The 11,979-nt window shown below is 49.3% G+C and carries 15 protein-coding genes and 1 pseudogene; 2 read left to right on the top strand and 14 right to left on the bottom strand.

What is annotated here, in order from left to right; genetic code table 11:
* Nucleotides 1-115 precede the first annotated feature (115 nt).
* The 4 genes from ACESSO_RS12090 to ACESSO_RS12075 form a co-directional block, all read right to left on the bottom strand.
* Nucleotides 116-985, bottom strand: coding sequence for a tyrosine-type recombinase/integrase (locus tag ACESSO_RS12090; protein ID WP_373165647.1), 870 nt, complete (start codon nucleotides 983-985; stop codon nucleotides 116-118).
* Nucleotides 986-1,269: 284 nt separating this feature from the next.
* Nucleotides 1,270-1,686: a hypothetical protein gene (locus ACESSO_RS12085; protein ID WP_373165645.1), complete on the bottom strand. Its 417-nt coding sequence runs from the start codon at nucleotides 1,684-1,686 to the stop codon at nucleotides 1,270-1,272.
* 202 nt (nucleotides 1,687-1,888) lie between these two features.
* A complete protein-coding gene (locus ACESSO_RS12080) occupies nucleotides 1,889-2,677 on the bottom strand; it encodes a sulfite exporter TauE/SafE family protein (protein WP_373165644.1) in 789 nt (262 codons plus the stop codon).
* Nucleotides 2,678-2,786: 109 nt separating this feature from the next.
* The gene (locus tag ACESSO_RS12075; protein ID WP_373165643.1) at nucleotides 2,787-3,290 is read right to left on the bottom strand and encodes a PTS glucose transporter subunit IIA; all 504 of its coding nucleotides are present in this window, start codon (nucleotides 3,288-3,290) and stop codon (nucleotides 2,787-2,789) included.
* Between the two features lie 127 nt (nucleotides 3,291-3,417).
* On the opposite strand from ACESSO_RS12075, the gene ACESSO_RS12070 reads away from it, so the two are divergent.
* On the top strand, nucleotides 3,418-4,302 hold the full coding sequence (locus tag ACESSO_RS12070) for a MurR/RpiR family transcriptional regulator (protein WP_373165641.1): 885 nt from the start codon (nucleotides 3,418-3,420) through the stop codon (nucleotides 4,300-4,302).
* 7 nt (nucleotides 4,303-4,309) lie between these two features.
* Here the strand turns inward: ACESSO_RS12070 and ACESSO_RS12065 are convergent, their stop codons facing one another.
* The 7 genes and pseudogenes from ACESSO_RS12065 to ACESSO_RS12035 form a co-directional block, all read right to left on the bottom strand.
* A complete protein-coding gene (locus tag ACESSO_RS12065; protein ID WP_373165640.1) occupies nucleotides 4,310-4,960 on the bottom strand; it encodes a hypothetical protein in 651 nt (216 codons plus the stop codon).
* A gap of 30 nt (nucleotides 4,961-4,990) precedes the next feature.
* Nucleotides 4,991-6,391, bottom strand: a complete 1,401-nt coding sequence (locus ACESSO_RS12060; protein ID WP_373165638.1) for a glycoside hydrolase family 1 protein — start codon at nucleotides 6,389-6,391, stop codon at nucleotides 4,991-4,993.
* A gap of 20 nt (nucleotides 6,392-6,411) precedes the next feature.
* Nucleotides 6,412-7,791 (bottom strand): PTS transporter subunit EIIC, encoded by a 1,380-nt coding sequence (locus ACESSO_RS12055; protein WP_373165637.1) that lies wholly within the window; start codon nucleotides 7,789-7,791, stop codon nucleotides 6,412-6,414.
* Nucleotides 7,792-8,151: 360 nt separating this feature from the next.
* Nucleotides 8,152-8,328, bottom strand: a pseudogene (locus ACESSO_RS12050) (cation transporter); the annotation flags it as partial.
* Between the two features lie 204 nt (nucleotides 8,329-8,532).
* The gene (locus tag ACESSO_RS12045; RefSeq protein WP_373165635.1) at nucleotides 8,533-9,447 is read right to left on the bottom strand and encodes a radical SAM mobile pair protein B; all 915 of its coding nucleotides are present in this window, start codon (nucleotides 9,445-9,447) and stop codon (nucleotides 8,533-8,535) included.
* Complete coding sequence (locus tag ACESSO_RS12040; protein ID WP_373165634.1) at nucleotides 9,417-10,124, bottom strand: radical SAM mobile pair protein A; 708 nt, start codon at nucleotides 10,122-10,124, stop codon at nucleotides 9,417-9,419. Before ACESSO_RS12040 ends, ACESSO_RS12045 begins: the two co-directional genes overlap by 31 nt.
* Nucleotides 10,125-10,147: 23 nt before the next feature.
* Complete coding sequence (locus ACESSO_RS12035; RefSeq protein WP_373165632.1) at nucleotides 10,148-10,651, bottom strand: flavin reductase family protein; 504 nt, start codon at nucleotides 10,649-10,651, stop codon at nucleotides 10,148-10,150.
* A 152-nt stretch (nucleotides 10,652-10,803) separates the two neighbouring features.
* On the opposite strand from ACESSO_RS12035, the gene ACESSO_RS12030 reads away from it, so the two are divergent.
* On the top strand, nucleotides 10,804-11,169 hold the full coding sequence (locus ACESSO_RS12030) for a winged helix-turn-helix transcriptional regulator (RefSeq protein ID WP_373165630.1): 366 nt from the start codon (nucleotides 10,804-10,806) through the stop codon (nucleotides 11,167-11,169).
* A 71-nt stretch (nucleotides 11,170-11,240) separates the two neighbouring features.
* Here ACESSO_RS12030 and ACESSO_RS12025 read toward each other — a convergent pair whose 3' ends face one another.
* The 3 genes from ACESSO_RS12025 to ACESSO_RS12015 form a co-directional block, all read right to left on the bottom strand.
* A complete protein-coding gene (locus tag ACESSO_RS12025) occupies nucleotides 11,241-11,540 on the bottom strand; it encodes a TIGR04076 family protein (protein WP_373165791.1) in 300 nt (99 codons plus the stop codon).
* 64 nt (nucleotides 11,541-11,604) lie between these two features.
* Nucleotides 11,605-11,796 (bottom strand): DUF6363 domain-containing protein, encoded by a 192-nt coding sequence (locus ACESSO_RS12020; RefSeq protein ID WP_373165628.1) that lies wholly within the window; start codon nucleotides 11,794-11,796, stop codon nucleotides 11,605-11,607.
* The gene (locus ACESSO_RS12015; RefSeq protein WP_373165627.1) at nucleotides 11,778-11,966 is read right to left on the bottom strand and encodes a PTS glucose transporter subunit IIA; all 189 of its coding nucleotides are present in this window, start codon (nucleotides 11,964-11,966) and stop codon (nucleotides 11,778-11,780) included. The genes ACESSO_RS12020 and ACESSO_RS12015 overlap by 19 nt, the downstream gene beginning before the upstream one ends.
* Between the last annotated feature and the right edge of the window lie 13 nt (nucleotides 11,967-11,979).

Here is an 11,979-nt window from a genome sequence, read left to right as displayed (position 1 = left end):
ATAAGGCCACAAAAAAAGTCATATTTTGTGGCTTAGTTTTTTATACCAAAATAGTAGTGAACTGTTGCAATTTTTAGAAAAAAATGCTATAGTTTTTTTATCACATATAGTTGAATTAGGTCGGAATGTTGATTCTGACCTTTGACACCAGACCCAGGCGGTCGAGCTGGCGCACCTGCTCTTCGCCAGAGGTCATAAGATAGATGCGGGTGGTTTCAATGCTGGAATGGCCTAACAAGTCAGCCAAATGGGCAATATCACGGAAGGCTTGATAAAAGGTTGTAGCAAATAGGTGTCGCAGATTGTGAGGAAACACTTTGAAGGGATTCACTCCAGCGTATTTGCACAGTCGTTTCAGTTCTGTCCATATCTGGCGGCGTGATAGGCTGTTTCCGTTTCTGGTAAGAAAAATTTCGCCGGAAACGGTTTTTTGCTTTTGTGCATAATTAAGTAGTTTGCGACAGAGTTTTCGCAGCAGGAGGATGGTTCGGATTTTACCCTTAAGGGCGATCTCCGCTCTGCCGGCTTTGGCAGCTTCCACGGTTAGATGTCGCACTTCGGACACTCGAATGCCGGTGGCGCAGATAGCTTCCATGAGCAGAGCCAATCGTTCCTGCCCCCGGACCTGAGCCGTAGAAAGCAGCTGCTCATATTCCTGACGGGTCAACTCTCGGTCTGAATTCCGGAACAAACGGCGCTGAACTTTTAAAAATTTCACCCGGCACTCCTCCCAACCCAGCATGGAAAATAGACCATTGATGGCAGATAACATAGTATTGACTGTGACAGCGGCATAGCCAAGGTTTCGCAGATACTCCTTCCACTCGGTAGACTGTTCCTTGGTCACCGGTCTACCACGAAGCCACCGCATAAACATCTCCACATCCCGCAGGTATTTCTCTACTGTGGCTGGGCAGCGTTCCTCGGCACGCAGGTGACAACCATAGGCTGCAATTTGCTTTGCTGTAATATAGTTCTCGCACATATTTCAGTCCTCCGCTTTCAAAGAGTTATAAATCCATTTTACCTCGCAAATGACTTTTTACGAGAAAAAGTGTTGATAAAATCCTGACTTCGCCCAAACTGAATTCTGTTGAGAAAGTATTCGTTTTCGGGAGTGAGTAACAACTTCGCAATAAAGAAATTAATATGCCATTGAGAAACATTTGCGACTGAGTGTGCAGGTGTTGGAAAATACCTGTTATAGTGAGTTCTTCTGTACACTAATCTTGATTACTGGTTCGTAAGTCGATCGTTTTGCATGATACTTCAATTAATTGCAGTATCGCCTGAACAGATTGTTCGCTGAGATAAGCTCTGGAGGCAGACCAGCCGTTTGCAGGCCTGCTCTCTGGTAGGCACCAGCCAGATAGCCTTCAGCTGCTGCACAAAAGTATTTTTCTCCTTGTGGGGTACATGTGCCCAAATATTGCGTATAAGCGGGAGATGTTCTGAACACCAAGACTCCTGGCCAGTCTCTACATTTTGCGAGTGGATACGCCTTGCATAAAGGCTTTCTACACGACCTGAATCAGCGCCTCGTTTGTGTTCGTTGACAAAGAACGATATGCAGCCGCCCTGACGAACTTTAGGAGCCATAAGGTACATGATTCCTATTCGTGTATTTAACCACCAGTGACGATAGCCGCAGCGGCTGCTGATGCGTTCGCTTTTAGCCGCATCCAACTGCCCGCTGACCTCCGTCCCCACCAGTTACTGCATATCCATTCCAGCATGCTCAGCATCGACTCTTGTTACGTTACGCATTGCAGTAGCAATTCTGTCAGATTTGTGATATTCTTTCTTTGAGCCATTAGGTTTCCTCTTACGGGAGCCCTAATGGCTTGTCTATTTTGTAATTGCTTTTGCAAACTTAATTATATCTAAATTACTGTATTGTGTTATAGATGCAAATGCCGATAATTAGCACCATCAAAGCGATAAATAATTTCTCTACTGCAAGATTACTCAGTTTTCGATTGATAATCCGACCTAAAATACCCCCCCAAATACCGCCGCAGATCATCAGGATGAGGGTGATCGGGGCAAAAACAGGAATGGTACCGGTCAGTACGGTGGTAACTAGACTGGCAATTTGGCTGAACAGAATGATATACAGACTGTTTGCCGCAGCTGTCTTGGTATCCATGCTGAAAAAGTAATAGAGCACGACCAAATTGATGGGACCCCCGCCAATGCCGAGAAAGCTCGAGCAGATTCCCAGTATCAGACCAATCAGGATACAAGCAAGCGGATGTAAGATATGGTGTGTCCGAATGGAATTTTTGCGTAGGGTATAAAGCAAGGTACCGAGTGTAATCACTCCAAGACACAAGGCCTGTACCGCTCCGATTCGCTCGGGGTTGGAGAATAAAGATTGCAGATAGGTGAACAGCTGCTTGCCTGCTACGCCACCGATAACCGATCCAATGGCCAAGGATGTTCCGGTGCGCAGATTTACCTGGCGTTCTCCAGAACGCATCGATTTGACGACCGAATAACAGCTCATCGACAGCACCGTGCAACCAGAAAGAAAACTGATCGTAGATGCACTTGCCCAACCGAATACATCAAGGGTCGGCTTGATGATGACACCGCCACCGATGCCGCAGATCGCGCCGACAACAGAGGCTGCCAGACTGACTACAAAGAATAATAATGATTGCAACAGATTCATAGCGACTCCTTTTTGGCATAAAACAAGCCGAGCCTTGGGACTGGCTCGGCTTATCTGGATTGGGAAAACCATGCGACAGGACAGGGGCCTGTCCATGGAAGGACACAAATTATTTGCTGACTTTCAGAATGGCCAGACCATGCTGAATCTGGCCGATGACCATCAGGTTCAGCGCGGAAAAGTCTTCGTGATTGGTTAGAAGTACAGCCGTGGTAGTTGGGTGATCGGCTGCTTGAATTTCGGAAAGAGAGAATGTGAGCAGGGGCTGACCAGCCTTGACCTGCTGTCCCTCGGTGACCAGCACATCAAAGCCCTTGCCGTTCATATCAACTGTATCAATTCCGATATGGATGAGCAGTTCCATTCCATCCGTGCTGGTGATGCCGATAGCATGTTTTGTCTCAGTAATCTGGCTGATGACACCGTCAAACGGTGCGTAAACCGTCTCTTCTTCCGGCTCAATCCCGCAGCCAAGGCCGACAATCCCTTCGCTGAACACCGGATCGGGAATGTCGTGAATGGGGATCACCTTACCGGAAAAGGGCGCACAGACAGTGAGAGGTGCGGCCTGCGTGTCAATGCTCTCTTTGGAGCACGTTTCTTTTTTGTGCAATAATTTATCGAATAAACCCATAACGACTGTCCTTTCTTAACGGATTGCAATACAAAATCTTGCATACTGCATGTAAATAGGGTATGATGAAATAAAATGAGAGAACAGGAAAAAGAAGGTGCCATGTATGCTGATTCAGGAAAAGCTGAAACATCGTGAGACGTTTTCCAATGTTGAGAACGTCATTGCCGATTATATTTTGGAGCGAGGTTCGGCTTTGAAGAATGAAAGCGCGCGGCACATTGCAACTGCAGTCTTCGCTGCACCGTCTTCGATTGTACGATTCTGCCAAAAACTGGGGTATTCCGGCTATGCGCAGTTTCAGAAAGATTGGTTGAAAGAACTGGACTATTTATCCAGCCACTTTCAAAATGTCGATGCCAACCGTCCATTTGAACCGGAAGATCCGATTTGCGTAGTAGCGAATAAACTGAGCACATTGTATCAGGAGACCATCGCAGATACCCTGTCCTTGCAGCACGCCGAGCAGCTCGCGCAGGCGGTGCGATACTGCAATCAGGCGAATGTGATCTATTTTTGCTCGGCGGGTGCTCAAAGCGGAATTGCGGCTGCATTCGAGGACAAGATGGCAAAAATCGGTAAAACCGTGCTGCTAACCGATCGAAACGATGTTTTATTCCATCATGCGTGCAACTGTGATCCCAATGACTGTTTTATTCTGTTTTCGTACAGCGGAGAAACGCCGAATATTCTGCGCGTGGCACAAAAACTCAAAAAGCGCAAGGTGCACACGGTGGTAATCACCTCGTTTGGAAATAACACCTTAGCAAACTGGTTTCCCTGTAGATTGTTTGTGTCCACACGTGAACGACTGGTCAGCAATCTAGGCAGCTTCAGCACCCATTTATCCGCCCTGTTCTTATTGGATTTGATCTATGCAGGGATCATGAATCAGGACTTTGAGTACCTCTATCATGTCAAGCAAAAGAACTCTCAGGAATTTGAGCAGTTCCGACACTCGGAAAATCCGATTTTGCAGGATCTCCCCTGACCCACGCTTACATATTTGCCGTCAACAGCTCCAGAAGATGTACCGCATTGGCACCACCCAACAGAGCGCCTTTCAGGCATGCGGTACAGTAGGTCGCTACCCGATCGGTGGTGTACTGGCTGATCCAGGCCTCCATACGCGCCTTCTGTTCTTCAGGCGGGATGAGTTCCAAACCGGTCTGAGCGATGTTCTGAAAATATTTGGGGGCGATATCCAGGTTTTTCTGAAGCACCGGATTATAGCGCCATACGCCATCAAACTGCGTTTTCTCGCGGTTTTCGGAAATTTCGACCGGACACAGATTCATTTTCACCATGCATGCACGCACGGCATCGAGCATAGCAGGCTTGTTGCGTGCGCGCCAGCAGTCCTGAATGGTCATTTCTTCGCCGTGGAAGTCAGGCCATGGAAAATCATTGTCTGTCAGCAGGTATTCCCACAGGCTCTTTTCCGGGGTCTCCGGATTGGCCTCGTTTGTGATGGCCGAACAGGTCAGGCAGATGGACAGCACGGTGTCCTCAGGGTTTAGCTGCTTTTGCTGCGGGCGGCAGCATCCAACGACCTTAACATCGGGTTTGGAAGACAGATACTGCTTAATCTTTTTGCTTGTTTCTGGGCGAGCCGCGGTAAAGTTACAGCTAGGCAGATAGATATACATAACAATTCTCCTCTCATGTGTCAAATGAACTTAGTCCAGATCCTCGCCGTTGCTGGAAACGACTTTTTTATACCAGTAAAAGCTGTCCTTGCGGCGACGTTCCAGCGTACCGTTGCCGTTTTCGTCCAGATCGACATAGATAAACCCATATCGCTTACTCATCTGACCGGTGCTCAATGCGATCGAATCAATGGGCGCCCAAGAGGTATAGCCCATCACCGGCACGCCGTCCAGCTCGACGGCTTTTTTCATTTCCTGAATGTGCCGGCGCAGATAGTTGATGCGGTAGTCGTCGTGGATGCTGCCATCCGGCTCAACGGTATCCACCGCGCCCAGTCCGTTTTCCACGATCATGACCGGGATTTGATAGCGGTCGTATAGCAGGTTGAGGCTGTATCGCAAGCCTTGCGGGTCGATCGCCCAGCCCCATGCGCTGCGCTCCAGATAGGGATTTTTATATCCGGTATCCAAGCCGTTGAGGCCTTTGAGGATGCCCTGTGTTTTTTCTCCGGTTACATGGGTCATATAGTAGCTGTAAGAGATGAAATCAACCGTTCCGCGCTTCAATTCATCCAAATCGCCCGGCTGAATCGGCAGTGTAATGCCCTGACGCTCCAGTTCGCGCAGCTTATAGCGCGGATAATAGCCTCGGCACTGCACATCGCTGTAAAACAGCATCTGGTGCATAAAGTTCATGGTGCCAATCACATCGTTAGGATTGCAGGAATTGGGGTATGCGAAATGACCACAGTACATCATGCCGACCTTATTTTCCGGGTCTATGGCGTGGGCGGCCTGCACGGCTTGCGCGCTGGCCAGAAATTGATGATATGCAGCAGTCATGCGCACCGATTCATCCTCGGAATCAATGCCGCCCGCAACCCACGGCTGTGTGGACATGCAGTTGATCTCATTAAAGGTCAGCCACAGCTTTACGCGGCCCTTGAAGTGCTCAAATAAGGTCGTAGCATACCGTAGATAAAACTCTGTCAGCTGACGGTTTTCCCAGAAGCCATATTTTTGCAGTCCGAGCGGGGTCTCAAAATGCGAGATCGTGACAAGCGGCTGGATACCGTGTGCGAGCAGTTCATCGATGACCGCATCATAGAAAGCTAAGCCCTGTGCATTGGGCTGGGCTTCATCGCCGTTGGGAAAAATGCGCGGCCAGCTGATGGACATACGGTAGCAGTTCCAGCCCATCTCGGCAAACAGCGCAATGTCCTCTTTGTAGCGGTGGAAGTGATCGATCGCCACATGGCTGGGATAATAGGTGTCGGGCTCCAGAGTGGGTGTAATACGGCGCTTGACCCCGTGGCCGCCGACTGTCATAACATCCGCTGTGGACAATCCCTTGCCGCCTTCTGTGACAGCACCTTCAATCTGATTGGCAGCAGTCGCGCCGCCCCATAGGAAATTTTTCGGAAAAGGCATATAGTTTGCGCTCCTTTCGCTTAGCGGTTTTCATCTACACCCATGAGATAGGCTGCGATGAAGGAGATGACAAAGGCAATCACACAGCCGATGGCTGCAAAGATCATATTGCGTGGGCCGTCCGGGCCGATGAAGCTGGGCAGGGCAAAAATACTGGGAGCGACCTGCGCGAAGCGGCAAACCTGAAAGATACCCATGAAGAACCCGGCTGCGCCGCCGCCGATCATGGCAGCATACAGCGGTGTCTTAAACCGCAGGCTGACACCGTACATGGCCGGTTCGGTAATGCCGCAGATAGCCGAGATGCCACAGGATGCGCCGAGAGACTTGATATCCTGACGCTTTGCGCGCAGGGCAACCGCAAGAGAGGCACCGCCCTGTGCAATGTTGGAAACCATCATACCCGGACCAGCGACGATATCAGTACCGGTGGTCGCCAGCATATTAATGCCGATGGGAATGATACCGTAATGCATGCCGCACATGACGAGCAGGGGCGTAAACGCACCAATGATAGTCGGAACCAGCCAGCTCACCGTGCTGTTGAGCGTGTTGATAAGCAGTCCCAAGCCATCACCAAGCCAAGTACCCAGTGGACCGAGAACGATTAAGCCGATCGGTGTGACGACCAGCAGTGTCAGCATGGGAGAGAAGATGAAGCGGACGGATTTGGGAATATATTTGTTAAAGAACGGTTCGACATAGTGCATCAGCCAGATGGTCAGCAGGATGGGAATGACCGAGTTGGTATAGGTTGCAGCTGTGACCGGGATACCGAACAGTTTGACCGTCGTACCTGCTTCGGTTGCCGCATTGAAGAGCGATGCAAGGGTCGGACTGACAAAGATGCAGCCGACTGTACCGGCGAGATACTTGTTGACATTAAATTTCTCTGCTGCAGAGAACGCAAGCAGAATGGGCAGGAAATAATAAGGGGCATCGCCAAGAAGGTTGAGGATCTGGTATGTATCGGACGTGCTGTCTACGACCTTGAGGAAGGCAAGCAGACTGAGCAATGCTTTGACCATACCGGCACCGGCGATGGCCGGAATGATGGGAAAGAAGCTGCCGGCAATCGTGTCCAATACTTTGGCCACAACGCCTTTCTTCTCCTCTTCGGTATCATCGTTGCAAGTCTCGGTCTGGGGAGCAGCAAGATTCAGCAGCTTTAAGCATTCCGCGCATACCTCATTGACCTCGTTGCCAATGATGACCTGATACTGTCCACCGTGCTCCACTGCGCCGACAACACCCGGTGTTTTCTTGAGGACATCGGTCTGAGCCAGGTCGGTATCCTTTAAATTAAAGCGCAGACGGGTTGCGCAGTGCCCGAGATTGGTGACATTATCCTTTCCGCCGACTTTCTCAATGATGTCGGCTGCCAATTTCGCGTGATCCATGGGCTCCTCCTTTTTCTGTTGCATTATTTTTGGAACATTTTAAGTGCGAGAGCTATCTGTGTATCGTAAGCATGCTGCAAATCGACTTGCTTTTTATGGCATTATCATAGTTATTTGAAATAAAAAAAGCAATAGAATATGAATCGATTTGAACACCGTTCTACATCTCATCTGTGTGTTGCTCAGAAAAGCGGAACACAGTTGCGGAAAATCAAAAAAATAGACAAGTTTTTCAGATAAAAAGATACAACATGCACAAACAAAAAACGTGGTCTGATCAGAACAAATGAAAGAAAGCCAACAGAGAAGGAAAGGTTCCTTTCTCTGTTGGCTTTTCTGCGGCAAAAAATCAATGCCGACCTTGGCCACATCCTGCATAACGCGTGCCGGCTGCTGATCCTCATCGAATTCCACGAGCATTTTCCGGGTCATAAAGTTTACCATGGCCTTGCAGACCCCACTCGTTTTCCGCGCAGCATCCCCCATCAGATTTGCGCAGTTGGCACAGTCTACTTCAATCTTATACGTCTTTTTTATTTTAAAAGCTCCTCTCTCAATCGCTACATTTCCATGTAATGATTAAGTGATCGTTTAACTGTAACGCCATCATATGCACACCCCCCCAGCATCGTCAATGCATTTTCTCCATGTCCTGCTATTCGAGCAAAAGATCCTTCCAAATGGGGAAAGTCAAGTAAAAAGATCGGAGTATTTTGACTCCGACCTTCTTACATCACGGTATTATGTCCGTTTGCGTTTTCCCGTGTTTCCCGACCCCCGAATTTCTTCGTGGTAGAAATAATCCACAATCACCGGATGGCCCGGCTCTGCCCTGCCATATGGCAATTCGTTATCGACAAAAAGACAGCCGTTTTCTTTAGCCATTTGTTCTGCCTGCTTTTCCAGGGACTGAAAGTAACTGCGATCCCCCCTATTGTAAGTCGCGTGATACAGCGGGAGCAGCTGGGGATATTTGTCTGCGATATAGTCCAGAATATCCTGTTTGAAGCCCCCTCTGAGGTTGAGGTTTTCCAGCCATACCAGATCGCACTGGTTTTTGACCCGCTGAAAAATCGCCTCAAAGTCTGTGATACCGGGAAAAACGGGAGAAATAAAGCATACTGTGCGGATACCTGCATCATAGACCTGCTTCATGGCGGTCAGACGGCGCTCGATGCTGACCGCCTTGTCCATATCCGCCCGAAAATCCTCATCCAGCGTATTGATCGACCATGAGACGGTCACCTTCCCTATTTGCCGGAGCAAGTCCAAATCCCGTACCACCAGATCGGACTTGGTGCAAATCAGAATTTCCGCACCGCTGTCTTTGAGCTGTTCAAGCAGCTTGCGTGTATTGCCAAACTGTGCCTCCTGCAGCAGATAGCCGTCGGTCACCGAGCCGATAACCACCCGCTGCCCCTGGTATTTCTCCGGGTGTTTGATTTCCGGCCAGTGCTTTACATCCAGAAATATGCCCCAAGGCTCGGTGTGACCGGTGAATCGCTTCATGAAGCACGCATAGCAGTATTTACACCCGTGCGTACAGCCCACATAAGGGTTGACCGAATATCCTCCCACCGGCAGGCTGGATTTGGTCATAATATTTCTGGTCTGGATCTCACTGATCAGAATGTCGTTTTTTCTCGTTTCTGCCATGTACTTTGCTCCTCCAACACCCGGCAAAAAGCCGGCGGCAACTCCTGTATCATTTGCGGTTCTCCCATGATTGCAAGTAGGTCTTCCTTCATAAAAACAGGAATTCCCAGTGCATGCGCCTGCTCTGTCAGATTCCACACCCATTCCGGTTTGGATACCGATTTCCCTTTGCGGTACCCGGTCTCGGTTCCAATGACGATCCATTCAATCCCGGCCAGTTCTACCTGTCCGATGTCGTCAAACATCGGTTCAAAGGTCACATAACAGTGTCCGCCGTGGATATTCTCCCGCAGCGCCGCGATGCGGTCTTTTTCCTTGCGCGAAGTGACGGTCACACCAAACCAGACATTCATCAAGGACGTGGAAAAATGTATCTGCTCCGGACGCTTGGTCAAAAACAGATACCGATGCTGGGGATTGCGCGCGATTTGGTCAAAAATCTCCGCACGCCACGCAGGTTTCCAGTCGGCAAAATCACTCATGCCAGTCAGGAAAAAATTGCAGGGCCGTTTGTTTGCCATCCGCCGCAGTTTGCTTGGAAAGTATTCTGGCCGCTCGAAATCCGCAATCATATGAAACCGCCGGACATTGTTCCGCGCGTAACAGTAGCTGCATCCAATGGTGCAGCCGATAACCACATTCATATTCTGGATTAGTGATTTAATGCAGACCGCCATAAAATACTCCCCCTATTTGCCTGTCAGCCTTCTGCCGCCGGTGAAACCTTGCCGAAACCGTTCCAGGCATACAGTCCCCTACGGCTCTCGTCTCTCAGGAACTTGTCTACTTTACAGATGTGCAGGATGTGATCGCCCACCTCTACCGATTGCTCGAGCGTCGCCACCATCGCCAGACGGGTATCTTCCGGAATCTGAATGTCGCTGCCCGCAACAGGCACCATTTCAATATGATTTTCCGCAACCTTGTTGGTATTTGCACCCGTAGATCCGCCGCAGGCGATAACCGTCTGCGCCATGCTTTCACCCGGCACCGTTACGATCACTTTGCCGGTCTCCCGCACCCGAATACCAGTGTGAGACTGCTTGCCGCAGGCAAAACCGATCATAGGCGGATTGAAAGACAGATAGGATACAAAGCAAATAGGTGCCAGATTGGTGGTTCCGTCCTCATTTTGCGAGCAGATTAAGGTGAGCGGGTTCGGAGAGGTCAAAACAGTGGCATCCATAATGGTCATTTCTTTCATACGATTACGTACCTCGCTTTCTATGTTTTGGTGATTGACACACAACTTTGCGGTCGATATAATTATTATACTTAGAATAAATAGAGTTTCAAGTACGCAGATTATTTATACTCGGTACGGTAAAACGTACTATCAGAGTGGAGGTCAAACCAATGAATCCATCCATGACTTATGAGGAATTCAAAAAAAATGTAAGCAGCATCATTCTGACCGAGCACGGAAACTGTCCGGTCACACCGGTCGTTCAAATGCTTCAGGGCAAGTGGAAACTCCAAATCATCTACGAACTATGTATCCAGTCGCCTATACGCTTCGGAGAACTCAAGAAAATGCTCACCCCCATCACCAACACCATGCTCGCCAGCGCCTTGAAAGAGCTCGAAGCAGATGGTCTGGTGCATCGGGAACAGTATAACGAAATCCCGCCCCGCGTGGAATACGCCCTGACCGAAAAAGGAAGCGATTTGCTGCCTGTTTTTTATGCAATTTCTCAGTGGGGCATGAAGTATATCCCATAAATACCCGCGCGTCTGCCCTATATAGGGCATAAAAAAGCACCGGAATGCATTGAACATTCCGGTGTTTTTCTTTAGATTTCTTCCTGTGATTCGAGCAAATAGATGACCGGTCGAATGCCGTCAGGGCAAGCCAGCATACAGATCGAGTCATCCTTGAGCCATGTGCCGGAGGGCTGAACCAATCGGCCCTCGGACAACTGGCGCACGATAGGCGCCATAACCTGCCAAGCTACCTCACACATACCCTTGGGCAAATGGATGCCGTCGCTGTACAGCACCTGTCCCTCTTGGTGGAACGGGCACATGCCCAAGTTCGGAACGGCATACCGTTCTGCAAGATCGTGATTATATTCGGTTTTAAGAACTGTGATCTTGATTTTTTACGCATAAGAGTATCTTCTCCTTCTCGCGCTTATTAGATTATGTTGCTTTTCATCAGGCGGAAAGAAATTCCATCAATTGCGCCTTCCGTACAGAAAAATCTCGCAGGCCAACATGGTATAACTCCCGTTCTGCATCTTCTTGCATAGAATATGTTCCCACGCGGATGGGTTCACTCGGTGCAAACACAAAGGCAAGCCCTTCCCACTCCAGTAGAAATACATCTTTCAGATTTTCGTTATACACCGTATGTCACCCTCCGGTTCAATAGCCAGTCCAGCGCCCAGCACCTTGCCAGCGAATACCGGGTCGTTTACCTCAGTGATCGGCATGACACGACCGGAGGCAAAAGCGCGCAGCTCGTTCACTGCCGCAGGTTCTTTCTTTTCTTTTTTCTGAAACAAGGAAAACTTCAAAATTACCTCCTCA

The sequence above is a fragment of the Agathobaculum sp. Marseille-P7918 genome (assembly GCF_964248325.1).
In the GTDB taxonomy this organism is placed as follows: Bacteria; Bacillota; Clostridia; order Oscillospirales; family Butyricicoccaceae; genus Agathobaculum.
This window is presented reverse-complemented; position numbering and strand designations above follow the sequence as displayed.